This window comes from Actinocorallia herbida, assembly GCF_003751225.1.
Classification (GTDB): Bacteria; Actinomycetota; Actinomycetes; order Streptosporangiales; family Streptosporangiaceae; genus Actinocorallia; species Actinocorallia herbida.
In genome coordinates, this window is record NZ_RJKE01000001.1 from 1914732 (window position 1) to 1939063 (window position 24332).

At 73.3% G+C, this 24332-nt stretch carries 23 protein-coding genes and 1 pseudogene; 7 read left to right on the forward strand and 17 right to left on the reverse strand.

Translation table 11 applies throughout. The features are described 5' to 3' along the window. The first annotated feature begins 4 nt into the window (after positions 1 to 4). Complete coding sequence (locus EDD29_RS09055) at positions 5 to 994, forward strand: aliphatic sulfonate ABC transporter substrate-binding protein (protein ID WP_123663964.1); 990 nt, start codon at positions 5 to 7, stop codon at positions 992 to 994. Further along, on the forward strand, positions 991 to 2499 hold the full coding sequence (locus EDD29_RS09060; RefSeq protein WP_246052630.1) for a sulfatase family protein: 1509 nt from the start codon (positions 991 to 993) through the stop codon (positions 2497 to 2499). Before EDD29_RS09055 ends, EDD29_RS09060 begins: the two co-directional genes overlap by 4 nt. Positions 2500 to 2634: 135 nt before the next feature. Here the strand turns inward: EDD29_RS09060 and EDD29_RS47630 are convergent, their stop codons facing one another. The 5 genes and pseudogenes from EDD29_RS47630 to EDD29_RS09070 form a co-directional block, all read right to left on the reverse strand. Next, positions 2635 to 2769, reverse strand: coding sequence for a hypothetical protein (locus EDD29_RS47630; RefSeq protein WP_281281048.1), 135 nt, complete (start codon positions 2767 to 2769; stop codon positions 2635 to 2637). 33 nt (positions 2770 to 2802) lie between these two features. Next, the gene (locus tag EDD29_RS44885; RefSeq protein WP_148085909.1) at positions 2803 to 3060 is read right to left on the reverse strand and encodes a hypothetical protein; all 258 of its coding nucleotides are present in this window, start codon (positions 3058 to 3060) and stop codon (positions 2803 to 2805) included. A gap of 22 nt (positions 3061 to 3082) precedes the next feature. Next, a pseudogene (locus EDD29_RS46755) lies at positions 3083 to 3274 on the reverse strand (Scr1 family TA system antitoxin-like transcriptional regulator); the annotation flags it as partial. A gap of 542 nt (positions 3275 to 3816) precedes the next feature. Further along, positions 3817 to 4272, reverse strand: coding sequence for a TspO/MBR family protein (locus tag EDD29_RS09065; protein WP_123663966.1), 456 nt, complete (start codon positions 4270 to 4272; stop codon positions 3817 to 3819). Positions 4273 to 4359: 87 nt separating this feature from the next. Beyond that, positions 4360 to 6507 carry an MMPL family transporter gene (locus EDD29_RS09070; protein ID WP_123663967.1) on the reverse strand — a complete coding sequence of 716 codons (2148 nt, stop codon included), beginning with the start codon at positions 6505 to 6507 and terminating at the stop codon, positions 4360 to 4362. A 23-nt stretch (positions 6508 to 6530) separates the two neighbouring features. Between EDD29_RS09070 and EDD29_RS09075 the strand changes: the two genes are divergently transcribed. Further along, on the forward strand, positions 6531 to 7019 hold the full coding sequence (locus EDD29_RS09075; RefSeq protein ID WP_211359610.1) for a MarR family winged helix-turn-helix transcriptional regulator: 489 nt from the start codon (positions 6531 to 6533) through the stop codon (positions 7017 to 7019). 38 nt (positions 7020 to 7057) lie between these two features. On the opposite strand, the gene EDD29_RS09080 is transcribed toward EDD29_RS09075, so the two are convergent. The 7 genes from EDD29_RS09080 to EDD29_RS09110 all read right to left on the reverse strand — a co-directional run bounded on the left by EDD29_RS09080 (position 7058) and on the right by EDD29_RS09110 (position 13772). Then, positions 7058 to 7846: a DUF1295 domain-containing protein gene (locus EDD29_RS09080; RefSeq protein ID WP_342774407.1), complete on the reverse strand. Its 789-nt coding sequence runs from the start codon at positions 7844 to 7846 to the stop codon at positions 7058 to 7060. Between the two features lie 5 nt (positions 7847 to 7851). Continuing rightward, entirely contained in the window at positions 7852 to 9180 is a 1329-nt protein-coding gene (locus EDD29_RS09085) for an SAM-dependent methyltransferase (protein ID WP_123663969.1), read from the reverse strand. Then, complete coding sequence (locus EDD29_RS09090) at positions 9177 to 9902, reverse strand: DUF1365 domain-containing protein (RefSeq protein WP_246052632.1); 726 nt, start codon at positions 9900 to 9902, stop codon at positions 9177 to 9179. Before EDD29_RS09090 ends, EDD29_RS09085 begins: the two co-directional genes overlap by 4 nt. Next, positions 9899 to 11179 (reverse strand): NAD(P)/FAD-dependent oxidoreductase, encoded by a 1281-nt coding sequence (locus tag EDD29_RS09095; protein WP_123663971.1) that lies wholly within the window; start codon positions 11177 to 11179, stop codon positions 9899 to 9901. Before EDD29_RS09095 ends, EDD29_RS09090 begins: the two co-directional genes overlap by 4 nt. A 13-nt stretch (positions 11180 to 11192) precedes the next feature. Beyond that, complete coding sequence (locus EDD29_RS09100) at positions 11193 to 12206, reverse strand: YbgA family protein (protein ID WP_342774408.1); 1014 nt, start codon at positions 12204 to 12206, stop codon at positions 11193 to 11195. Beyond that, complete coding sequence (locus EDD29_RS09105; protein WP_123663972.1) at positions 12203 to 12733, reverse strand: RNA polymerase sigma factor; 531 nt, start codon at positions 12731 to 12733, stop codon at positions 12203 to 12205. The genes EDD29_RS09100 and EDD29_RS09105 overlap by 4 nt, the downstream gene beginning before the upstream one ends. 127 nt (positions 12734 to 12860) lie before the next feature. Continuing rightward, positions 12861 to 13772: a MerR family transcriptional regulator gene (locus EDD29_RS09110; RefSeq protein WP_211359611.1), complete on the reverse strand. Its 912-nt coding sequence runs from the start codon at positions 13770 to 13772 to the stop codon at positions 12861 to 12863. A gap of 100 nt (positions 13773 to 13872) precedes the next feature. Here EDD29_RS09110 and EDD29_RS09115 point away from each other — a divergent pair, with 100 nt between their 5' ends. Continuing rightward, positions 13873 to 15162 carry a cryptochrome/photolyase family protein gene (locus EDD29_RS09115; RefSeq protein WP_123663974.1) on the forward strand — a complete coding sequence of 430 codons (1290 nt, stop codon included), beginning with the start codon at positions 13873 to 13875 and terminating at the stop codon, positions 15160 to 15162. 268 nt (positions 15163 to 15430) lie between these two features. Here the strand turns inward: EDD29_RS09115 and EDD29_RS09120 are convergent, their stop codons facing one another. The 3 genes from EDD29_RS09120 to EDD29_RS09130 all read right to left on the reverse strand — a co-directional run bounded on the left by EDD29_RS09120 (position 15431) and on the right by EDD29_RS09130 (position 18228). Next, on the reverse strand, positions 15431 to 15994 hold the full coding sequence (locus EDD29_RS09120; RefSeq protein WP_148085910.1) for a hypothetical protein: 564 nt from the start codon (positions 15992 to 15994) through the stop codon (positions 15431 to 15433). A gap of 218 nt (positions 15995 to 16212) precedes the next feature. Then, complete coding sequence (locus EDD29_RS09125) at positions 16213 to 17622, reverse strand: arylsulfatase (RefSeq protein ID WP_170201326.1); 1410 nt, start codon at positions 17620 to 17622, stop codon at positions 16213 to 16215. A gap of 174 nt (positions 17623 to 17796) precedes the next feature. Beyond that, on the reverse strand, positions 17797 to 18228 hold the full coding sequence (locus EDD29_RS09130; RefSeq protein ID WP_123670363.1) for a lamin tail domain-containing protein: 432 nt from the start codon (positions 18226 to 18228) through the stop codon (positions 17797 to 17799). Between the two features lie 178 nt (positions 18229 to 18406). On the opposite strand from EDD29_RS09130, the gene EDD29_RS09135 reads away from it, so the two are divergent. After that, positions 18407 to 19690 carry an FG-GAP and VCBS repeat-containing protein gene (locus EDD29_RS09135; protein WP_170201327.1) on the forward strand — a complete coding sequence of 428 codons (1284 nt, stop codon included), beginning with the start codon at positions 18407 to 18409 and terminating at the stop codon, positions 19688 to 19690. 538 nt (positions 19691 to 20228) lie between these two features. On the opposite strand, the gene EDD29_RS09140 is transcribed toward EDD29_RS09135, so the two are convergent. Next, the gene (locus EDD29_RS09140; RefSeq protein WP_123663978.1) at positions 20229 to 21788 is read right to left on the reverse strand and encodes an alkaline phosphatase D family protein; all 1560 of its coding nucleotides are present in this window, start codon (positions 21786 to 21788) and stop codon (positions 20229 to 20231) included. Positions 21789 to 22013: 225 nt separating this feature from the next. On the opposite strand from EDD29_RS09140, the gene EDD29_RS09145 reads away from it, so the two are divergent. Further along, on the forward strand, positions 22014 to 22862 hold the full coding sequence (locus EDD29_RS09145) for a hypothetical protein (RefSeq protein ID WP_123663979.1): 849 nt from the start codon (positions 22014 to 22016) through the stop codon (positions 22860 to 22862). 45 nt (positions 22863 to 22907) lie between these two features. Beyond that, positions 22908 to 23420, forward strand: a complete 513-nt coding sequence (locus EDD29_RS09150) for a GNAT family N-acetyltransferase (RefSeq protein ID WP_123663980.1) — start codon at positions 22908 to 22910, stop codon at positions 23418 to 23420. Positions 23421 to 23423: 3 nt separating this feature from the next. Here EDD29_RS09150 and EDD29_RS09155 read toward each other — a convergent pair whose 3' ends face one another. Then, positions 23424 to 24269, reverse strand: coding sequence for a hypothetical protein (locus EDD29_RS09155; protein ID WP_123663981.1), 846 nt, complete (start codon positions 24267 to 24269; stop codon positions 23424 to 23426). Positions 24270 to 24332 lie beyond the last annotated feature (63 nt).

Consider the following 24332-nt stretch of genomic DNA (forward strand, 5'->3'; position numbering starts at 1 on the left):
TCCCATGAGAGCCCGCATCGCCCTCGCCGCCCTCACCGCCGCCGTCCTCGGCCTCACCGCGACCGCCTGCGGCGGCGACGACCCGTCCGCCGAGTCCGGCGCGCAGAAGGTCGACTTCGGCTACATCGCCGACTACAACGGCTCGGCCCTGCTCGCCATCGCCGACCAGGAAGGGCTGTGGGAGAAGAACGGACTCGACCCCAAGGTCTCGGTCTTCACCAACGGCCCCCTCCAGATCCAGGCGCTCGGCTCGGGCGACCTCGACTTCGGCTACATCGGCCCGGGGGCCCTGTGGCTGCCCTCCTCCGGCCAGGCCAAGGTCATCTCCGTCAACTCGCTCGGCCTCGCCGACCGCGTCATCGCGCAGCCGGGCATCACCTCGCTCGAGGGCCTCAAGGGCAAGAAGGTCGGCGTCCCCGAGGGCACCTCCGGCGACATGATCCTCACCCTGGCGCTCAAGAAGGCCGGGCTCACCGTCGACGACATCGAGCGCGTCCCCATGGACCCGGCGACGGTCGCGTCCGCGTTCGCCTCGGGCCAGATCGACGCCGCGGGCATCTGGTACCCGATGATCGACACCATCAAGAAGAGCGTTCCCGACCTGGTCGAACTGGCCAAGAACGCCGATTTCGACCAGAGCTTCCCGACCGCCTACGTGGCGGGCAACGAGGTCGTCGAGAAGGACCCGGAGCTGGTCGAGAAGGTCGTCAAGGTGCTCCAGGAGGCCAGCGACTACCGCTCGGCGAACCCCGAGGAGTCGGTGAAGGCCACCGCCGAGTTCCTGAAGCTGCCGGAGGACCAGGTCAAGGCCGACCAGGCCAACAGCCGGCCCCTGAACACCGCCGACATCGCCGCCAAGACCGCCGACGGCTCCGTCGACGCGTGGCTGAAGGGCATGTCCGAGCTGTTCGTCGGCGCCGGCAAGCTCAAGGAGGTCCCCGAGCCCTCGACGTACTACCTCGGCGACGTCTACGGCAAGGTCGCCGGCAAGTGAGTGCCTCACCCCGCAACATCCTGTTCCTCATGACCGACCAGCACCGGGTGGACACACTCGGCTGCCACAACCCGACGGAGGTCTCCACCCCCGCCCTGGACGGCCTCGCCGCGTCCGGCACGCTGTTCGAGCGGGCCTACACGCCGACGGCCATCTGCACGCCCGCCCGGGCCAGCCTCCTCACCGGGAAGCTGCCCTTCCGGCACAAACTGCTGGCCAACCACGAGCGCAACGTCGGCTACATGGAGGACCTGCCGCGCGAGGAGTTCACCTTCTCCGCGGCGCTCTCCGCGGCCGGGTACCGGCTCGGGCTGCAAGGCAAGTGGCACGTCGGGACGCACCGGAACGCCGCGGACTTCGGGTTCGAGGGGGCGGATCTGCCAGGTTGGCACAACCCGGTGGACCACCCGGACTATCTGAAGTACCTCGAAGACAACGGCCTGCCTCCGTACGAGATCAGCGACCACGTCCGGGGCACCCTGCCCAACGGGAACCCCGGAAACCTGCTGGCCGCCCGGCTGCACCAGCCCGTCGAGGCGACGTTCGAGCACTACCTCGCGACGCGCACGATCGAGCGGCTGCACGAGTACGCCGACGACTACCGGACCGGCCGCCGCCCGTTCTTCCTCGCGACCCACTTCTTCGGACCGCACCTGCCGTACCTCCTGCCGGAGGAGTACTACGACATGTACGACCCGGACGAGATCGAGCTGCCCGCGTCCGTCGCGGAGACGTTCGAAGGGAAGCCGCCCGTCCAACGCAACTACAGCGCGCTCTGGACGTACGACACCCTCGCCGAGGACGTCTCCCGGAAGCTCATCGCGGTCTACCGGGGCTACGCCGCGATGATCGACGGGGAGATCGGCCGCATCCTCGACACGTTGCGCGAGCTGGGCCTGGAGGACTCGACCGCGGTCTTCTTCACCGCGGACCACGGGGAGTTCACCGGCGCCCACCGCCTGCACGACAAGGGCCCGGCCATGTACGAGGACATCTACCGTATCCCGGGCATCGTCCGGGTGCCGGGGATGCCCGCCGGACAGGTCCGCCGCGAGTTCGTCGGCCTCACCGACTGCACCGCCACGATCCTCGACCTGGCCGGCCTCGACCCGGCCCAGGCCGTCGACGGCGCGAGCCTGCTCCCGCTGGTGGCGGGCGAGGACGTCCCGTGGCGGGCGGAGCTCACTGCGGAGTTCCACGGCCACCACTTCCCGTACCCGCAGCGCATGATCCGGGACGACCGCTACAAACTGGTCGTGAACCCCGAGTCCCGCAACGAGCTCTACGACCTGGCGACCGACCCGCACGAACTCAGCAACCGCTACACCCACCCGGAGCTGGCCGCGGTGCGCCGCCGCCTGACCGTCCGCCTGTACGACGTCCTGCGCGACCGAGGCGACAACTTCCACCACTGGATGTCCGCGATGGCCGACACCGGCTCCCTCGACCACGACCCGTCCCTGGCGGTCTTCGAGACCGAAAGCGAGGTCTACAAGCCCGCCTAGCCCTCCCGCGCCAAGGCCCCGGCCCCTGGACCCGTCCAAGGAACGCCGGGGCCTCGCCGCGCTCCAGACCCCACCTCCGCCACATGCTCCCCGTCCGGCGCCGGCGGCCCCGCGGGGGAAGCGGTTCCGGCGGGTTCAAACGCCGAAAGGGAGCCGCATGACGCGCGCGATGGTCGCGTCGTCCGGTTCCCCGTCGTAGAGCTCCCGCACCACCGCCGAGGCGGCCGCATCGGGCTCGTCAACGGGTGCGAGCCAAGCCCGCACGCCCAACCGGAACCACCTCTCCCCACCCGCGCGCACCCCTCACGAACCGCCGCCCACCCGCCTTCGCCACGAAGTCGGCCGCCACCGCAACGGATTCCCCCGCCCCGACGTCACCCGGACCACCATCGCCTGCCCCTCTTCCCCCGGCGCCACCACGGCATCGACCCCGTAGTCCTCCCGTAGAAAAACCGCCAGGTCGGACACATAGCCCATCCGATCCGAGGTTCTGACAGCGGGCCGCCCAAGTGGCGATTCCGATGCACCCGCCTCGGCGGATTCGGAGTCGTTGTCGCCCATGACTCCACGTTAGGACGAACGGGAACCGGTGGTCTCCCTCGCGGAGGACCCGCCGCCGCTGCCTGCGGGCGTTCACCGCCGCCTCGACGTCGTCCGGTGCGTCGGTTCTGCGCATGATCGTGCGCAAGACCGCCGTGGTGCAGCCGCGTGTCTGGAGAACGCCGGGGACCAGCCAGGACGAGTAGGAGCGGAACCGCTTGGTCCGTTCGTACACTCATGCCACCCGCAGCGCGCGGCCGGGCTCACGCTTGCTGAGCCCGGCGACCACGCGAAGGCGCCCAAGGCGGACGCCAGGAGCCTGCCGGGCCCGCTGAACGCTGGACGAAGACGACTGTGCGGGCACGTGAGCGGTTGCTCGGCGCGGTGATCCCGGTGGCCGGTCCCGCGTGACCCGACGGCGTCGAAGGCTGCCGTGCACAGCTTCGCGACGGCAGGGTCCTCGGTGACGCTCGTTCGGGTCGGACGCCCGTCACCGTCGAAGTGGTCGAACGGCATTGACCGGCGACGCGCTCGGCTTCGGACTCGACCGGGGAGACGTCCCGCGTCCCACCGGATGGTCGGGGAACCGCCGTCGTCGGACTCCGGGTCGCCCGCCACGGACTCCGGGCCATGGCCGAACCTCCGCTCAGAACATGCACGACCTTGCACGACGGACCATCACCCTCCGTCGCTGACCGGTCGAGCAGTTCCCCGAAAAGGCACCCGGCCTTGTGGTCGACGTTCTCGGATTTCCGGAATTGGGGGATTTGTACCGGGTCAGTTTCTGGTGGCTATGGCGGCGGTCAGGGCCGTGGCGAAGGCGGTCCAGGCGGCGTAGGGGACTAGGAGGAGGGCGGAGGGGCGGTCGGCGTTCAGGAAGCGGTGGATGAGAAGGGCGTTGGAGGCGTTGAGGAGGGTGATCTCGGCCAGGGCGGCATTGGGGGATCGGAGGAGGAAGAAGGTGGGGGTCCAGGCGGCGTTGAGGGCCAGGTTGAGGGCGTAGGCGCGGATGAGGGCGGGGCGGGACTCGGGTGGGGCGTGGTCGATGGCTCGGGCGCCCGCGTAGGCGAGGGAGATGTAGAGGGGGGTCCAGACGAGGGGGAAGGCCGCGGGGGGCGGTTGCCATGAGGGCTTGGCGAGGTTCTGGTACCAGGGGGTGTCGGGGCGGGTGGCGAGAGAGCCCAGGACGGCCGTGGCGGCCACTGCCAGGGATGTCTTGAACAGCGTCTTCATGTGGGCTCCCTCTGAGGTCGTCGTCTTGGACCTACCCCGGGGAGTCCGCTTCTCTCAGGCGGAGCTCCCCGGGGCGTCGCGGTCGGGTCAGGGGGCCGTGGCCAGCTCCTTGGCGGGCTCGTCGATCGCCTTGGCGGGGGTGGCGGGCCACCAGAAGCGGTCGCCCAGGAGGACGACCAGGGCGGGCACGAGGATGCTGCGGACCAGCAGCGTGTCCAGGAGGACGCCCACCGCGACGATGACGCCGATCTGGGTGAGGGTGAGGAGGGGGAGCACGCCCAGGACGGTGAAGACCGAAGCCAGGAGGATGCCTGCGCTGGTGATGACGCCGCCCGTCACGGCGAGGCCGCGGACCACGCCCTCACGGGTGCCCCGGGTGACGGACTCCTCGCGGGCCCGGGTGACCAGGAAGATGTTGTAGTCGACTCCCAAGGCGACGAGGAACAGGAAGGCCAAGAGGGGGACCTCGGCGCCGAAGGCGGGGAAGCCCAGGAGGCCGTGGAAGATCATCCAGCCCGCGCCGACGCTGGCCGCGAAGCTCGCGACCACCGTTCCGATGAGGAGCACCGCGGCGACGACGGAGCGGAGGAGGAGCAGCAGGATCGCCATGACGATGGCGAGGACCAGGGGCATGATGACGCGCTGGTCGCGCTCCGCGGCCTCGCGCTTGTCGAGGTCCTCGGCCTGGGTGCCGCCCACGAGCGCGTCGGAGTCCGGGACGGCCGAGACCGCGGCGCGCAGGTCGCGCAGGGTCTGGAAGCTCTGCTCGGTGCCGGGCTCGGCGGTGAGGACGGCGGTGACCTTGGTGAGGTCGCCGTCGGTCTCCCCGACCGAAGACTCCGCGACGCCCTCGACGCCCGCCGCGGCCGTCCGCACCTGCTCGGCCGTCGCGGCCTTGGCGAGGACGATGACGGGGTCGGCCACGCCCGCGGGGAAGGCCGCCGCGATCGTCTTCTGGCCCTCGGTCGCCTCCACGGGGGTGCGGAACTGCTCGGTCTGCGCGAGTCCGGTGGTGATGCCGGTCGCGGTGAGCGCGAGCCCCGCCAGGACCACCGCCGAGGCCGCGGCGACCACGGCGGGCCGGCGGGCGACGAACCGTCCGGTCTTGCCCCAGACCCCTTCGCCGGTCTTGTCGTGCTGCCCGACGCGCGGTGTGAACGGCCAGAACAGCCCCCGGCCGAACAGCAGCAGCGCCGAAGGCAGGACGACGAGGGCGTAGACGACCGCGACGGCGATGCCGACGGCCCCGGCGAGCCCGATGTTGCGGCTGAAGGGCGTGACGGCGAACGCCAGCGAGAGGAGGGCGAGGAACACGGTCCCGGAGCTGGCGAGCACGGCGGGCCCCGCACCGGCGAGCACCCTTCGCATCGCGACGTGCTTGTCGTCTTCGAGCCGGAGCTCTTCCCGGTACCGGGCGATGACGAGGAGGGCGTAGTTGGTGCCGGCGCCGAACACGAGGACCGACGTGATGCCCAGGGTGGAGCCGTCCACGGTGAGGACCCCCCAGCGGGAGAACGCCGAGACGGCCTTCGTCGCCACCTGGTCGCCGATCCCCACGACGGTGAGGGGCACCAGCCACAGCCAGGGGCTCCGGTAGGTGATGAGCAGCAGAAGGGCGACGACGAGGGCGGTCGCGCCGAGGAGCGCGGTGTTGGCGCCGTCGAAGACCGAGGACAGGTCGACGGAGAAGGCGGCGCCGCCGGTGACCTGGGCGGTGACCCCGTCCGGGAGGCCCGCCTTGGCCTCGGTCCGGAGGTCCCCCACCGCGTCGGCGAGGGCGTCGTCGCGAAGGTCGCCGCCGAGGGGCACGAGGATGAGGGCGGTGCCGTCGTCCTCGGCGAAGACGGCGCGGCCCACCTGGCCGTTCAGCGCGGTCGGGGCGAAGGCCGCGGCGCGCTCGGCGAGGAACGCCTTGTCGGCCTCGGTGAAGGGCCCGCCCGCGCGGTCGAACACGGCCATCGCGGTCTGGATCTCGGCGCCGGGCAGCCGCTCCTTCAGCTCGGCGACGGCGGCGGACTCGGCGCCCTTGGGCAGGGCCGCGCCCGGCCCGTCGTCCTTGGTCGCGGTACCGCCGAAGGCGAGGACGAGGAGTGAGGCCGCGAGCGCGACCGCGACGACCGCCCACTTGGACCGCCGGCCGGTGACCGCCGCGATCACCGGCGCCGCCAGGCGCGCGGCCGCGGAGAGACGGGGCGGGTCGCCGGGGGTGGTAGTTCGATCGTCGAATGATTCCATGGCGGAAAGACTATGCTGTGTCCGTGCCGAACTCAACGCGACCCCTTCCCGACGGGGCCGAGCCCGCGGATCTGGTCCAGTGGCTGCATCTGGTCGCCACCGAGACCGACCATTACCGCGAAGCCGTCGGGGCGTACCACCGGGTGCACCGGACCGATCTGAGCGCGCTCTCGGTGATCATGCGCGCGGTGCGCGACGGCGTCCCGCTGACCCCGCGCCGCCTCGGCGAGGCGCTGCACCTGAGCCCCCCGGCCACCACGGCCCTCCTGGACCGCCTGGAACGCGCCGGGCACATCGAGCGGCACCGGGAGCCCGGCGACCGCCGCCTCGTCCATCTGACGGCCACGGACACCGCCCGCGACACCGGCAAGCGCCTGTTCGGCCCCCTCGCGCAGCACATCGGCGAGGTCGCCGTGAAGTACACGCCCGCCGAGCGCGCCGTCATCGCGGCCTTCCTGCGCGACGTCACCGACGCGACGGCGGCGGCCCGCGAGGAGGCCACCGACGTCTGAGGGGCGGGTTCCCGAAGGCCGTCCCGGATCCCGCCGCCTCACGGACGACGCCTGGGCGGCCGCGGGACGAAGGCGCTGGTACGGGCCATGTACTCGCGGTATCCGGGCTTGCGGTCGGCCATCCGGGCGTCGGAGAGGCGCACCCCGGTCACCCGGGTGAGGAACCACAGCATGGCGAGCGGCGACACGACCGTCAGCAGGCCGAGCGGCTCGTCGCAGGCGGTGAGGAACAAGCCGAACCACACCAGGGCGTCGCCGAAGTAGTTCGGGTGCCGCGTGTACCGCCACAGGCCCGTGTCGAGGACGCGGCCCCGGTTGGCCGGGTCCGCCTTGAACGCGGCGAGCTGCCGGTCGCCGAGCGCCTCGAACCCGAGGCCGACGGCCCACACCGCCGCGCCCAGCCACAGGAACACCCCCGGCGGCGCCGTCTGGTACATCGCCACCTGGACGGGCAGCGAGACCAGCAGCACCGACACGCCCTGCGGAAGGTAGACCTTCCGTATCGCGTACCTGTCCCGTCGCTCAGGGGGCGCGGGCGAGAGCAGCTCGGTGTAACGCGGGTCCTCCTTGGCGTCCCAGTTGCGCCGCCCGAGGTGGACGGCGAGACGCATTCCCCAGACGACGGTCAGGGCGGCGACGGTCCAGCGCCGCACGGGATCGCCGTGCCCGGCCGACAGGGCGAGGCTCACCAGTGCGACGACTGAGAACGCGGCACCCCAGGTGATGTCTATGAGCGCGTGCGAGCCCTTCCGTACGCCCAGCGCGTAGGTGACTCCCATGAGCACGGCGATGGCCGCCGCGCTCGCTACGAGGTTCAGCCAGAGCACTTCCCTCACCCCCGCGCCAGCACGAACTGCCGGACGTCCAGGTAACCGGCGCGGAAGCCCGCCTCGGAGTAAGCGAGGTAGAACTCCCACATGCGCCGGAACACCGCGTCGAAGCCCAGCGCGCCGACCTCGGCCTCCCGCGCGGTGAAGGCGGCGCGCCAGAGGCGGAGCGTCTCGGCGTAGTGGAGGCCGAAGCCGAAGTCGTCGCGGATCCTCAGCGCCGTGCCTTGCAGCGCCCGTTCCAGCGCCGTCACGGACGGGATGAGGCCACCCGGGAAGATGTACTTGTGGACCCAGGTCCGGGTGTTCCGGGTGGCGCGCATCCGGTGGTGGGCCATGGTGATCGCCTGGAGGGCGACGGTGCCGCCCGGCGCGAGCAGCCGGTCCAGGGCGCGGCAGTACACGCCCCAGTGGCGGGCGCCGACGGCCTCGACCATCTCGACGCTGACGATCGCGTCGTAGGCGCCGGTCGCGTCCCGGTAGTCGCACAGCTCGACGGTCACCCGGTCGGCGGCTCCGGCGGCCGCCGCGCGGCGCAGCGCGAGGTCCCGCTGCTCGGCGGAAAGGGTGATCGTGGTGACGGTCGCGCCCCGGTGCGCGGCGCGGATGGCCAGTTCGCCCCAGCCCGTTCCGATCTCCAGGAGCCGGGTGCCGGGGCCGACGCCCGCCCGGTCGAGCAGCCGGTCGATCTTGCGGTGCTGCGCCGCGGAGAGGTCGCCGGGAGCCGGTCGGCCGTCTACGTCGGGGAACAGCGCGCTGGAGTAGGACATGGTCTCGTCGAGGAACAGGGCGAACAGATCATTAGACAGGTCGTAATGACTGCTGACGTTCAAGCGCGCACGCTCTTTGGTGCCGTCCTCGTCCGGGCCTCGCCGGGGCAGGACCAATGGGCGCAGCCAAGCGGAGGCGCGCGGCGCCATCGTGTCCAGGGCGCCGGCGAAGGCGGTGAGCACCCCTGGAAGGTCGTCGGCGTCCCACTCTCCGGCCATGTACGACTCACCGAAGCCGATGAGCCCGTCATGGCCCAGCCTGGCGAAGAACGCCTCGGGCCGGTGGACGCGCAGGACGGGCCCGCCCCTGCCCACGACTTCGTCCGGCAGCCCGGGGTCCGACAGCGGGAAGCCCGTAGGTCCGGGGCCCGAGAGCAGGGAGTCCGCCGGCCCGGAGCCCGGTGGCACGGAGGTCGCCGGGCCGGAGTCCGCGAGCGCGACGCGGAGCGGAAGGCGGCGGATCGTCCGCAGGAACAGCAGACGGGCCGCCCGCGCGCGCAGGGTGTAGGGCGGAACGGCGTCCAAGGCGGGCCAGCGGGAGGCCGTCTCGGCGAGCGCGGTCATGGTGCTCTCCTGATCGTGTCGCGGGAGGTGGTGTCGCAAGGGGTCGGGTCACGGGGGACGACGGGGACGCCGCGCAGGTACAGCGCGATCCCCTTGGTCCGGATGCGGGCGGCCCCCACCAGCGGGGCGACGGGGTGCCGGAGGAAGGCCGCCAGGAGGGCGGTCCAGGTGGCCGGTCGGCCTTCGCCCCGCACGGAGGCGGTGAAGGGCGGGCCGTCCGGCAGGTGCAGGGCGACGGACAGGCTGAGCCGTCCGTCGGGCTCTGGAAGGCTGAGCCGGTAGGCGCCCTCGACGGGCAGGAACGGGGAGACGTAGAACTCCTTGGCCGTCTCCGCGCGGCCCTTCTCGTCGGGGCGCAGGAGGTAGCGGTGGCGGCCGCCGTAGGTGTTGTGCACCTCGGCGACGGTGCAGAGCGCGGAGCCGTCCTCGGCGCGGCACCAGAAGACGGTCAGGGGGTTGAACACATGCCCGAGGACGCGCGCGTGGCACAGCATGGTCACGCGTCCCGGCCGGGGCAGGCCGTGCCCGGCGAGGAACGCGGTGAGGTCCGCGCGCAGGTCGCCGCCGTCGCCGTGGTCGCGGCCGCGGAAGCGCGCGAGCGGGCCGCGGGAGGGCAGGTGGTCGAGGTCGACCAGCCACAGGTAGGTCCGGAGCGTGAACACGTTGCGGACGGGCGCCGCCCTGGCGTGGGTGATGACGCACTCGTACAGGGCGGGCGTCACGGGATCGCTCCCAGCGCGCGGGCCGCCGCGAATCCGGAGCGGCAACCGTCCTCGTGGAAGCCCCAGCCGTGGTGGGCCCCGGCGAAGGCGAGCCGGCCGTCGGAGAGGCCGGGCAGCTCCTTCTGGGCGGCGACGGACTCGCGGGTGAAGACCGGGTGGGCGTAGACCATCCGGGCGTGCACATGACGCGCCGGGACCGCCCCGTTCAAGGTGACGAGATAGCGCTCGGCGGTAGGCAGGCCCTGGAGGCGGTTCATGTCGTAGCTGACCCGTACGCGGTCCACGTCCGCCGCGCAGAGGTCCATCGCGTAGTTCCACGACGCTCGGGCCGCGGATGCGCGCGGCAGCACCGAGGTGTCGGAGTGCAGGACCGTGGGGTTCCGTGAGTAGGTGAAGGCCCCAAGGACGCGCTTCTCGTCCGCCGACGGGTCGGGCAGCACCGCGAGGGCCTGGTCGGCGTGGGTGGCGATGACCGCGGCGGCATAGCTCCGCGTCGTGCCGGAGGCGTCGTAGACGTCCACGCCGTCGGCGTGCCGTACGACCGCCCGTACCGGGGTGTCCCGGAGGACCTCGGGCAACCCCGCGGCTATGCGCTCGACGTACACACGGGAGCCGCCGACGACCGTCTTCCACTGCGGAGACCCGTTCACCGACAGCATCCCGTGGTTGTCCAGGAAAGCGAACAGATGCCTTGCCGGGTAGTCCATCGCGGTCCCCGGCGGACACGACCACACCGCGGCGACGAGCGGCTTGGCGAAGTGCGCGGTGAAGTACCGGGTGAAGGCTCCCGCCCGGAGGAACTCCCCGACCGTCGGGTCGTCCTCCCGGAGCCGCCCGCCGAACACGTCACCGCCCGACAGCAGCGCCCGCGCGGCACGGTGGAAGCGCGGCACCTGCCTGAGCATCCCCAGGTAGGGCCGGGTGGGACGGCCCGCCAGCAGCCCCCGTAGGCCGCGCGCGCCCGCGTACTCCAGGCCGCACCCCGCGCACGACACCGACATGCTCATCTCGGTGTCGCGGGTGGCCACGCCGAGCTCCCGGAACAGCCCGGTGAGCAGCGGGTACGTGCGGTCGTTGTGCACGATGAAGCCGCTGTCCACCGGGACGGTGGGGCCGTCCGCGCGACCGTCTCCGGCGGGCAGGTCGTGGGTGTGGGCGTGCCCGCCGAGGCGGGAGTCCGCCTCGTACAGGGTGGTCGTGCCGCGTCGGGCCAGGAGGTGCGCGGCGGTCAGGCCGGACACCCCCGAGCCGATGACGGCGAATCCGGAGAGGGCCACGGGGGGACTTCCTTCACAGGCGGTGCCGCAGGGGGAGCGCGGCGGGGAACGGTTCGAGGAAGGTCTGCTCGGTCAGGTAGGTCAGGCCCTCGGCCTCGGCGTCGTGCCGCAGCAGCGCCACGGGGACGCTGAGCGGCGCCTCACCGGCCGAGAACGCCGCGATCGAGGCGACGATCCCGGCCCGGCGCACCGGGCCGATCCGGCGGCTCAGCGGGCCGAGCACATGGTGCAGCGCGTTGACCTGGCGGCCGCGGATGGGCCGGACGGCGAGGGCGGCGGCGAACACGCCGGCGTAGGCGGGCACGAGGTCTTCCGGCGCGTCCGATCCGGCGCGGGCGACGACCCTGCCCGCCTCGCGGTACCCGACGGGGTCGTGCGCGAGGATCTGGAGCTTGTGCCTGCTGTGGAAGGCGACGAGGTCGCGCGGCCGCCAGGGCGCCCCGAACAGCGCGCGCATCCGGGCCCGTGCGAAGACCCGTTCCACGAAGTGCTCGCGCAGCAGGGGGTCGTTGAGGCGTCCGTCCTCCTCCACGGGCAGGTCCGGGTAGGCCGCGACCAGGGCGGCGGTGAAGGCGCCCCGGCCCTTGCGGTCCACGGGCTGGCCGTCGGTCCGCTCGTCGGGGAGCCCCGACGCGTAGCGGGACACGCCGAACAGGCCGCAGGAGGGCGAGCGGGACTTGACCACGAACCCGTCGAGGTCGGCGAAGCGGGGCATGACCCGCTCGTTGACTGCGGCGATGCCCTCGGCGTGGTCGACGGTCCCGTCGCGGGAGATGAGGTGGCCGTCCGTGCGCAGCCGCAGGGTCGGACGGGGCGCGCCGAGGCCGAGTTCGATCTCGGGGCAGACGGTCACCCACTCGACCAGCGGGTCGAGCTCCTCGGTGAGGAACTTGCAGCGGGCGTGGCCGCCGTTGTAGCGCACGGGCTCGCCGAGCAGGCAGGCCGAAGCGCCGATCCTGGGCCGCACGGGGGCGGGCAGCGGGGTCGCGGGTGCGGCGGGCGTGGCGCCCCGCCTCACGGCGGTCACAGCAGCTCCCCGAGCCGTCGCAGGCCGCGGGCCGTGCGGGCCTTGACCGTGCCCAGCGGGACGTGAAGCCGGTCGGCGATCTCCCGCTGGGTGAGCCTGCCGAAGCAGGCGAGCGCGATCGCCTCGCGCTGGACCTCCGGCAGCCGGGCGAGTGCCGCCCGGACGTCCTGGGCGGTGCCGACGGACGCGGTGTTGTCCCAGGATCCGGCCGCCGCGGTGTAGGGCACCGCGCGTCCGGAATGCCGGGACTCGCGGCGCAGGACGTCGATCGCCCTGCGCCGGGCGATCGCCAGGACCCAGGCCTCCAGGCTGCGCGCCGGGTCGAACCGCTCCCGGCAGCGCCAGACCTCGAGGAACACGAGCTGGATCACGTCGTCGACCGACCCCTGCGGCACCGTCCCGCGGACGTATCCGCGGATGGCGGGGGCCAGGCGTTCATACGCCTCGGCCAAGGCCGCCTCGTCGCCTCGGGTGATCCGCGCGCCGAGGCCGGTGAGGCCGTCGAGCTCTTGGAACGTCGTCGTCATGTCCGGTCACCTCCGCAGAACCTCTTCAAAACTTATTCATAGTCGGCCCCGGAGGCGTGCGCAACTTGCGCAGGGCAAAAACGCGAAAAAGGGTGCCCGCATTAGATGACTTGTCAATAAGTGGAGGTCAAGCGGGGAGGACGAGCCCCAGGCATTCGTGGACGGCCGCGACGGCCTCCTCGAGTGTGGCGACGTACCTGACGCGCTCGGGGAACGGGAGCCGCCAGCCGGGGCCTCCCGCGATCACCCGCAGCGGCGGACGGCCGGTCGGCAGCCGGTCGAGCACGCCGGTGTCGCCGGTGAAGTGCATCTGCGACCAGACGAACACCGCGCCCGGCCCGATCCGCTCGACGGCGTCGGCCAGCGCCTTCTCCGGGACCCGCATGCCGAGGTTGCGGGCCGCCACGCCGGTCTCGGCCAGCGCCGCCGCCAGCGCGTACAGCGGCAGGCTGTGCTGCTCCTCCGGGGCGCACGCCAGCAGCACCGGGCGCGCGTTGGCCGGGTCGACGGGCTCGGCGCGCTCCGCGAGGCAGGCCAGGATGAGCGCCGAAAGGAAGTGCTCCACCTCCACGGCCTCCCCGGTGGCCGCGTAACGCTCGCCGATACCGCGCAGGACGGGGGCGAGGACCCCTTGCCAGGCCGGGACGACCCCTTCGTCGGCGAGGACCTCCCGGACCGCCGTCAGCACGGCGGGGCCGTTCAGCGCCATCGCCGCCCTGGCGAGCCCCCGGGCGCGGTCCGAGCCGGCCGGCAAAGGCACCCGCTTGCCTCCGGCCCCGTGGCCGCGCGGCTTACGCGGCGCCGCCGGCGCGGGGATCCCGAGGGCGACCCTCGCGGCCTCGCCGGGCGGGGCGCCTTCGAGGATGAGGCGGTTCATCACCTCCAGGCGCGCCACGTCCTCGGCGCCGTACCTGCGGTGCGCGCCCTCGCTGCGCCTGCTGGGGCCGATCCCGTAGCGGCGGTCCCAGGTGCGCAGCGTGGAGGCCGACACCCCGAGGCGGTGCGCCACCGCGCCCACGCTCAGTCCGGGACCCTCCACCTCCGCCTCCTTCGCCGTGTGCCGCCGGTGACGCCCTATCTTCGCGCGAGATCCCGCGATCGGATGCAACCGGTGGCCGGGCGGGCACGAATACCGGGTGATGAACACCTCGATCATGCTCTTCACCAGGGACCTGCGGCTGCACGACAACCCGGCCTTGGCCGCCGCCTGCGCGGGCGGGGACGTCGTGCCGCTCTTCGTCGTGGACCGGGGAATCCTCGCCGGGCCGATGGCGGTGCCCAACCGGCTGCGGTTCCTCGCCGACGCGCTCGCCGACCTGCAGGCCTCTCTGCGCGGGAGGGGCGCCGACCTGATCGTCCGCGCGGGGGACCCTGCGGAGGAGGCGGGCCGCCTGGCGCACGAGACGGGCGCGACCTCCCTCCACCTCGCCGACGACAGGTCCCGCTACGCGCTGCGCAGACTCGCCGCCCTGCGCGATCTTCCCCTGGACGTCACGGTGCATCCGGGAGCGACCGTGGTGCCCTCCGGGGACCTGCGGCCCACCGGAGGCGACCACTACAAGGTCTTCACGCCCTACTGGCGGGCCTGGGCGGCGGCCCCTCGCCGGGGCGTCCTGCGGACGCCCCGCACGATCTCCCTCCCCGGCGGCCTCTACCCGGGCGAGATGCCCGACCTGGAACGCCCCGGGGTCTCCCCGGGACTGGCCAAGGGCGGAGAGACCGAGGCCCGGAGGCTCATGAAGGCGTGGCTCTCCCACGGCGTCGACTCCTACGACGACACCCGCGACGTCCTCGCCGACGACAAGGGCACGTCCCGGCTCAGCGCCCATCTCCGGTTCGGCTGCCTGTCCCCGCTGGAGCTCGCCGTGGCGGCCTCCGCGTACGAGCCCTACACCCGGCAGCTCGCCTGGCGGGACTTCCACCACCAGGTGGCGGCGGCCTTCCCCGACCTCGCCCGCCGCGACTACCGTCCGCGCGGCAAAGGCTGGCGCTCCGATGACGACGCGCTGAAGGCCTGGGAGGAGGGCCGCACAGGGGTCCCCATCGTGGACGCCGGGATGCGCCAGCTCAGGCACGAGGGCTTCATGCACAACCGCGCCCGCATGATCACCGCGTCGTACCTGACCCGCGATCTCGGCCTCGACTGGCGGCACGGCTACCGCTGCTTCCGGTACTGGCTCGCCGACGGCGACCTCGCCAACAACCCGGGCAACTGGCAGTGGGTCGCGGGCACCGGCAACGACACCCGCCCCAACCGCACGATGAACCCGCTCCGCCAGGCCGACCGGCACGACCCCGACGGCGCGTACGTCCACCGCTGGCTCCCCGAACTCGCCGGGCTCCCGGGCAAGGCGGCCCACCGCCCCTGGGGGACCCTGGACGAACCCGCCGACTACCCGCCCCCGCTCACCCTCCCCAACGGCGCCTGATCCCGCCCGCAGCCCGCGCCCGACGGCGTCGGGAGGCGGACGGGCTCCCTGACGGGGCCCGAGCCGGTCTCGCGGGAGTTCTGCCCGTGGTGCTCTCGCCGCCGCCCAGCGGCGTCTGAACGGGTGCGGAGACGGCGAAGGCGTCCGCGAAGGGCCGTTCCGGGCGGGGACGGCCCGGGGCCGCCCGGGACCCGTCAGGGCGCGGCGGGGGCGCGCGGGGCGCCTCTGGCGGGTCGCGGGGGCGGCTGCGGCGCGAGCGGGCGGCCGGTCAGCGGGCTTTCGCGGGGCGGGGGCGGTCGGCTGGGGTGGGGCGGAGGGTGGCGAGGAGGGCGCCGGAGGAGGCGCGGGCTTCTACGAGGGGAGGGCGGCGGCCGGACCAGAGGACGGGCACGCAGCCGTGGGCGGCTAGGGGGAGGGGGACGCCGTCGGCGGTGACCGTGCGGGTCTCCAGGGAGACGTGCACCTCGGCGAGGGAGATGTGGCGCGGTCCCAGCAGCGGCGCCTTGCGCTTGCGGGTGACGTAGGTCTGGGACACGGTCAGGTGGAGGCCGTCCCGTTGGGCGGCGGGCACCCGGTGCGGGACGCCCTCGTCGCGGGTCGCGCCGCCGCCGAGCAGCACCCAGGCGGCGCGGATCCGCTGGAACACGAACGTCTCGACCGCGTGCGAGGCGAGGTCGGGGGACATCTCCACGAACTCGACGGCCGCCGCGTCGTCGACGACGGCCCGGTAGACCGGCTGGGCGCCCGGCCCCGCGGTGACGGGGAACGCCGCGTAGCCGGGGCCTTCGGCGATCATGCGACGGCACCGGTCCGCCGTCTCCTCAAGGTCCACTCTGTAACCCCTTCCTGGCATAAGGCCGGAATGTCCTGGGACTCGCGATCATCGCTCCGGAAGGCCGCGAGGACAAGGGGCGAGTTGACCGGGCGTCAAAAGCGTCAAAGGGTACAGAAGAGGCGAATGCTGACCGCGCGGACGGGAGGTCCGCGGGTCCGCGTCGGCGGGGTCGGGGAGGCGTCGCGCCGCCGCCGGGCGTGCCGCCCGGCGGCCGGTCAGGTCCAGGAGGCGTCGGCCAGCCTGTGCAGCCGGTTGACGACCAGCGGGTGCTTGGAGGCGACGTTGCTGGACTCGCGCGGGTCGTTGTTCATGTTGAACAGCTCGACCCGCCAGCTCCGGCGGCTCGCCGGACGGCTGCGGCCCGGCGCGTACCGGATGAGCTTCCACTCGTCCTGCCGGACGGCCTCGGCGAGCCGGGTCACGCTGCCGCCCTCGGTCTTGTTCGCGCGCCGCGTCTGTGACTTCTCGTTCCGGTACCAGTACAGGTGCCCGGCGGGCGCCGCGTTCCCGCGGCCGGCGAGGGTGCCGGCGATGGACACCCCGTCCAGCGGCCGCGGCAGCCCGGCCCCGGCGAGCTCCGCGAGGGTCGGGAAGACGTCGAGCTGGGAGGTGACGCGGCCGGTGACGCCCTTGCGGACCAGGCCGGGCCCCCAGGCGATGAGCGGGACGCGCAGGGCGCCGTCGTACAGGTTGCGCTTGTATCCGCGGAACTTGCCGTTGGCGTCGAACCTGTCGGGGTTGAAGCCCTGCTCCTCGTGCGGGCCGTTGTCGCTCGTGACGAGGACAAGGGTCGGCCGTGCCTTCGGTAGCGAGTCGAGGAGCGTGCCCAGGTCGGTGTCCAGCCGGGTGACCTGCGCGGCGTGAGCCCGGTCGGCGCGCGGCCACGGCTTGCTCGCGTAACGCCCGAGGCTGGGCGCCTCGCCCGGCGCGTGCGGAAGGTTCGTCGCGTACATGAGGAAGAAAGGCTCGTCCCCGCCTTCGCGTGCGAAGTCCGCCGCGCGGCGGCGGAAGAGGTCGGGGGCGAAGCTGCCCTTCCGGGCTCCCGTGTTGCCCGCCAGCCGGACCTTCTGCCCGTTGTGCCACAGGTGGTCGGGGTAGTAGTCGTGCGCCGCGGTGTGGGTGATGTACCCGTAGAACTCGCCGAAGCCGCGGGCGTTGGGGTGTGAGGCGCCGGGGCGCTCGGGCCCGAAGCCCCACTTGCCGAACAGGCCGGTGCGGTAGCCGACCCCCTGGAGGATCTCGGCGAAGGTGGTGTCCTCTTGGCGCAGGTCGCCGGGGAACCCCGCCTGGGGGTTCTGGCGGACCCGGGAGTGCCCGGTGTGCAGGCCCGTCATGAGGGAGCACCGCGACGGCGCGCAGACGGGGGCCGCGGAGTAGGCCTGGGTGAAGCGCAGGCCCTGCCGGGAGAGCCGGTCGAGGACCGGGGTCTTGATCTTGTCCTGGCCGTAGGCGCCCAGCTCCCCGTAGCCCAGGTCGTCGGCGACGACGAGCACGATGTTGGGGCGCTGGTCGGGCGCGCGTCCCGCGGTGAAGAGGGCGTCGGCAGGGGCCGTCCCGCGGGTCACTGCCTGGCTCCCGACGCCGAGGACTACCGAACTGCGCAGCAGTTGGCGACGGGTGAGCATCTTCTTCACACTCCAGGGCGTTGGCGGTCTTCTCCACGCCCGGAGAGGGGGACGGGCGCGGCACTTATGATCTCCCATAAAATCCTATCAAGTCAATAGGAATTATAGAGAAAGTGCCGCGGCAAGGTCCGGCTTCGGTCATCGGCCGGACATCGATCGGACGTCAGTCGGCCATCAGCAGGAGTCCTCCTCGGTGGTGTAGCGGCAGCTGTCGACGGACTCGTGGGGGGTGCGCAGCGTGACCGTCGCCCCGGTGTCGGGGAGTGCGGGCACGCGGCGGCCCCAGTACAGGTCGGAAGGCGAGTCGTGGCCCTTCCCGGTGTGGACGCGGACGGACTGTCCGGGCCCGAGCCGGTAGGGCCCGAACTCGTACACCGCCCCGTTTCCGGCGCGCAGCCGCCACCCGCGCAGGTCACGGCTGCTCTTGGCGTGGTTCTTCAGCTCCACCCACTGTCCGCCCGCCTCGGCTGAGGCGTGCCGCACGCGCTCGATGCGCACGGGCGATCCGGAGGATCCGGACGGAAGGAGGCCGCCCGACGGGGATCCCGCGGACGGGTAGAGCACTCCGGCGATGATGAACACGACTACCAGATCACGTACGGCCATAACAGAAAGTAATCAGGGCATCGCGCCCCAAACCATCGACCGCGAGGGCAGGCCCCCTTGTCCTCTCGGAGAGTATTTTCTTGCTTACCCAGAGTTTGCACGCGGAATTCAGTGGGACGTCATGCGGAGGCCGTCCGCGGGTCGTCGGGACGTCGCGGCCGAAGGGGACGTTTCGGGCATGCGCCTGCTCGCCGCCCTCGTGGTGCCCGCCGTCCTCGCCGCTCCCGCGCTGCTCCCCGCGCCCGCGCACGCCCGTGCCGCGGGCTGCGGAGGCGCCCACGACCTCGACGGCGACGGCCGCCCCGACCTCGTCGTCGGCGCGCCGTCGGCGACCATCGGCGGCCAGCGCCGCGCGGGCCAGATCGCGGTCGCCTACGCCGACGGCCGCACCGCCTGGCTCGCCCCCGCCGCCGCCCGCCCCCTCGACGGGTTCGGCGCGGCCCTGGCCACCGGCGACCTCGACGGGGACGGGTGCGCCGACCTCGCCGTCGGCGCACCCGGCGCGGCGACCGTGCGGGTGTACCTCGGCGGGGCCGCCGAACTGCGCGCGGGTCCCGTGCTGACCGGGCGGCGCGGCCTCGGCACCGCGGTCGCGGTCGCCGACCTCGACGGCGACCGCGACGCCGAACTCGTCGCGGGCGCGCCCGAGGCGTCCGGCGGAGGCGAGATCGTCGTCTACGGGCTGCGGGCGCGCGGCGTGAAAGGACGCAAGACCTTCCCGGCACGCCTGGGCCGGACGAAGCAGCGCCGCGCCCGGACCGACGCCTTCGGCTCCGCCCTCGCCATCGGCGACTTCGCCGGGACCGGCCGCGCCCGCATCGCCGTCGGCGTCCCCGGCGCGGGGCACCGCGGCGAAGGCGCCGTGACGGTCATCGACCCGCTCCGCGGCAAGGCGAAGGTGCTGTCCCAGGCCGGGAAAGTGCGCGGGGGCCCCGAACGCGACGACGGCTTCGGCACCGCCCTCGCCTCCGCCGACTTCGACGGAGACGGCTACGACGACCTCGCCGTGGGCGTCCCCGGTGAAGCGCTCACCGACCGGGACCTCGGCGCGGGCGAAGGCGCCGTGCACGTCTTCTCCGGCCCGTCCTTCCGCGAGAAGGGCCCCATGTGGAGCCGCGACACCAAGGGCGTGCCGGGAAGGCTCCACCGCAACGACCGCTTCGGCGCCGCCCTGGCCGCAGGCGACCTCACCGGCGACGGCCGCCCCGACCTCGCCATCGGCATCCCCGGCGCCGCCTCGGCCCAGATCCTCCGCGCCCGCAAGGGCAAGCCCCTCACCCCCTCCCGCCTCCTGTCCCCCCGCCTCTCCAAGACCTCCCACTACGGCCTCACCCTCCACATCACCCGAGGCACCCTCTACGTGGGCGCCCCCGGCACCTCCTCCTTCACCGGCTCCGTCTACCGCTCCACCACCCGCCTCCCCCTGGACGGCCGAGGCCTCACCGGCTGGGCTGTTTCCTAGGCCGCTCCTTCGTCGCTCCGGTGATCGGGCGCCGGGGATCCCGGCGTCTGCCCCTCCGTCCTGCTCGCCTGGCGGCTCACAGGACTCCGGGGCAGACGCCGGGGCGCCCGATCACACCGGTGCGGTTCCCTCGTCAAGGCCCGTGGCCCGTGGCTGGTCTGGAACCCCTTCTGGGAGCTCCTCGTCAAGGCCCGTGGCCGCCGGCTGGTCTGGAACCCCCCGTTGGGGCTCCCTCAAGGCCCGTGGCCGGTGGCCGGTCTGGAACCCCTTTTGGGGCTCCTGGTCGAAGCCCGTGGCCGGTGGCCGGGCTGGAACCCTGTTCCGGGGGACTCCTCGTCAAGGTCCGTGGCCGTCGGCCGGGCCGGGGCCCTGCTCTGGAAGGAGTTCACGGGACGTTCGTGTCGGGGCGAGCCGGACGGGTGGTCCGGGGCCGGGGCGGACGTGTCATGTCGTGTCCGTCGCGTTGCGCCGCGTCAGGGTTCGCCGGGCTGGGCCACGGCGGGCGGGTCGTGTCGGCGGTGGCGCGGTCGGGGTGGGGTCAGGCGAGGGCGCGGGCGGTGTCGGGGAGGGTGAGGCGGGTGGTGCGGTGGGAGGGGGTGTTCTTGCGGGAGATGCGGTCGAGGGTGTGGAAGTCGGCGGTGAGGGAGTCGGGGGCGGCCCGGGCGAGGAGGAAGCCCCGGCGCTGGTCGGCGTGGGCGAAGTGGGGGTTCTCGGCGAGGAGGGCGGCGATGGCGGCGGTGTCGCGGTAGCCGTCGCCGTCGCTGGCGATGGAGGTGGTGACGAGCTCCACGCCGACGCGAGGGGAATCCGGGTCGTCGAAGTCGCGGAGGAGGTCGGCGGCGAAGGCGGTGTGGACGTCGCCGGTGAGGACGACGGGGTTGCGGGCGCCGGAGGCGGCGAGGACGTCGAAGAGCCTGTCGCGCTCGGCGGTGTAGCCGTCCCAGGCGTCCATGCCGACCTTGAGCGCGGGGCCGAGTGCCATGTCGCGCTGGGCCAGGAAGATCTGCTGCCCCAGGACGTCCCAGCGGGCCCCTGAGGCGCGCAGGGAGCCGTCGAGCCAGGAGAGCTGGGCGGAGCCCAGGACGCGTCCTCCCGGGTCGTTCCGGTCGTCGCAGCCGGTGCGGAGCCAGTCGTCGCACGGCTGGTCGGTGCGGTACTGGCGGGTGTCGAGCAGGTGGAACGAGGCGAGCGCGCCCCAGGTGAGCCGCCGGTAGAGCCGCATCTTCGTCCCGGACGGGCGGGCGGCGGAGCGCAGCGGCATGTTCTCGTAGTAGGCGCGCATCGCGGCCCGCTTGCGCGCGGTGAAACCCGGCACGGACGAACCGGGCACGGTCCCCGTCCAGTTGTCCTCCACCTCGTGGTCGTCCCAGACGACGGCCCAAGGGGCCGCCGCGTGCGCGGCCTTGAGGTCGGGATCGGTCTTGTACTGGGCGTGCCGGCGCCGGTAGTCCGTCAAGGTCTGGCACTTGCCTTCGGTGTGCTTCCGCACCGCCCCGTTGGCCCCGCCGTACGAGCCGGGGGCGTACTCGTACAGGTAGTCCCCGAGGTGGATCACCAGGTCGGGGTCCTGTTCGGCGAGCCTCCTGTAGGCGGTGAAGTACCCGTGCTCGTAGTGCGCGCAGGACGCCGCCGCGAAAGTGAACGGGGTCATCGCGCCCCTCGCGGGCGCCGTACGGGTCCGTCCTACGGGGGACAGGTGCCCGTCCGCCCGGAACCGGTAGTAGTACTCCCGTCCGGGCGCCAGCCCTGTGGGCGTCACGTGCACCGCGTACCCGCCCGACGCCTTGGCCGCCACCGTGCCCGTCCGGACGACCTTGCGGAAGCGGGCGTCCTCGGCGAGCTGCCACGCCACCTGGACGGTCCGGGAGCCGACGCCGCCGAGCCCGTCGTCGGCGAGGGGGCGGGGGGCGAGCCGGGTCCACAGGACCACCGAATCGGGCCAGGGGTCGCCCGAGGCCACGCCGAGCCGGAACGGGTCGGGCCTGCCCGCCGCGGCGCCGCCGCCGAGCGGAGCGGTCACCGCCACGGCGGGCCCGCAGCCCGCGCCGAGCGCCGCGATCCCCGTCGTGGTGAGCGCCTGCCGGCGCGAGAGGGTCATGCGCCCAGTGCAGACGCCGGACGCGAACGCCGGGTGAAGGCGGCGGGAGCAGCGCGCGGCACCCGGGAAACAGCATGTCCGCAGCGGGGGTTTCCGGCCTGTCATGATCCGCCGGAACGATACCGATAGGCCATGATCTGCTCGCTTGAGTGGTGGAAATGGGCGGACGGCGGGTTCTGTGGGCCTTGCAGGTGGTAGGCAAGGGCTGTGGGGCTAGATGAGGCAATGGAGGAGCTGTACCGGGGGGCACCGGGGGACTTCGTCCAGACGCGCCGGAGGCTGGCGGAGACGGCCAAGGCGGCGGGGGACGCGGCGACGGCTCAGCAGATCAAGGCACTCCGCCGGCCGACGGTGTCGGCGTGGGCGGTCAACCTGCTCGTGCGCGAGCGCCCGCCGCTCGCCGGCGAGGTGCTGGCGCTCGGCGAGCGGCTGCGCGCCGCGTGGGAGGGCGGCGGCGACACCGCCGAGCTCGACCGCAGGCGCACCCCGCTGATCGACAAGGCGGTCCGGGCCGCCGAGGCGCTGGTGGAGGAGACCGGGCGGCCGCTCGGCGACCAGGCCAGGCACGAGGTCGAGGAGACCCTGCACGCCGCGGTCTCCGACGCCGACGCCGCCGCCGAGGTGGCCTCGGGAAGGCTGACGCATCCGCGCGCCTACGTGGGCTTCGGCCTGCCCGCGGCGTTCGGGGAGGAGGAGCCCGCCGAGCCGGACGAGCAGGGCCGCGAAGGCAAGGCGCGCGAGCCCGGCAAGAAGAAGAAACAGGACAGGGCCGAGGCCGACCAGACCGAGGAGAACCGGAAGGCCGAGGAGCGCAGGCGCGCGGCCGAGCGGCGGAGGTTCGAGGCCAGAAGGCAGGCCGCGGAGCTGCGCGCCAAGGCCGACGCGCTCGCCACCGAAAGGGATCAGCTCCGCCGCGCGCTGGAGGACGTCGAGCAGGAGGAGGAGACCCTCCGGCATCGGCTCGACCAGGTGCGGGTGCACCGGGCCGCGGCGCGCAAGTCCTTCGAGGAGGCCGAGCAGCTCGCGTCGGCCGCCGCGGGGGCGGCCGCCGAGGCCGAGGCGGGGCTCACATGACCTCCCGTCATACGCATCGGGCACCGCGGGTTATCTTCTGATCTCATGACCGAACTCCCGACGGCGCGGCGGACGACGACGGTGCGCAGGGTGGCGTGGGACCACCCTGACGCGGTGGCGCTGCGCGCCGAGATGGCGGAAGAGCTCAACGCGCGGTACGCCGACCGGATCGCGATCGGGAACGCCGCGGTGGAGGACGCCCTGCACGTCGACCCGGCCGAGATGGAGTTCGTCGGCGTCGCCTACGGCGCCGGGGACCGCCCTGTCGGGCACACCGCGCTCCGCTGGCGCGGCCGCGACCTCGAGCTGAAGCGCGTCTACGTGGCCCCGGGCGACCGCGGCAAGGGCGTCTCGACGGCCCTGATGGTGTGGAGCGAGGAGACGGCGGGGGCGGCGGGCGCGGTCCGGGTCATCCTCCAGACCGGCGACCGCCAGCCCGACGCCGTCCGCCTGTACGAGCGCATGGGATATCTCCGCATCCCGGATTTCCCGCCCTACGACGCGGTGCCCGAGCTGTGCTCCACCTGCATGGCCAAGCCGGTCCGGCGGGCGGGCTGACGCTCAGCCCGTCCAGTCGAGCTGCCGCCGGATCTCCGCGACCGCGTGCAGCGACGGCGCGGACAGCCACTCGACGGACGCCCCGTCGGCCGCGACCGGGATCTCGGTGGCGACGGTCGCGCCCGCCGCGCCGAGTTCGAACGCCAGCGTGGTGACGGGCCGGGCCTCGGTGCCGTCCGGTCCGGCGACCGGCAGCGCGGTCGAGCCGTGCCCGGTCGTCAGGGTGCTGAGGTGCGGGCGGAGGAACTCGTGCGTGGTGGCGTACCGGAGTCCGCCGGACGCCATGTTCAGCTCGCACTGGAAGACGCACAGCTTGCGGTCGGTGAGGTAGAGCACGGTGATCTGGTAGGCGTTCAGCCGGAGCCTGCCGTCGGCGCCGACCCGTCCGGTGACGCCGGGGAAGAGCCGCGGGACCCCGACGAGCTGGAGCTCGGCCGAGCCGAGGCCGCCGAACGGTCCGCGCATGCCCAGCTCGCGCCACCCGACGTCGACGGCGCGGCGCAGCGAGCCCTCCAGCCAGCCGTCCACGACGCCGTCGGCCGGACGGTTCTCGGTGTCGAGCAGCCGGGCACGGTAGGCGGCCCGCGCACGCTCGGCGAGCTTGCGCGCCGCCAGGAGCCGCCGCCCCGCCGAGCCGCCCAGGGCCGCGGCGGCCAGGCAGAGCAGCACCCCGAACACGGGCGCGGCGAACAGCAGCACGACCCCGACGACGCCGAGCGCGCCCGCGCACAGCAGCACGGTCCGCTCGGCCTGGGTGCCGGGCGGGTCGGGGGTGACGGGGTCGGGCGCGAAGTACCGGCGGACGCCGTCGGCCCGCTCCTCTGCTTCGAGGGATGTGTCGTCGGCCATGGGCGTCCTCTTCCGGTGCGGGGGGACCGAAAGCGCGGTAGCCGCCATGATCGGGCACCCGCG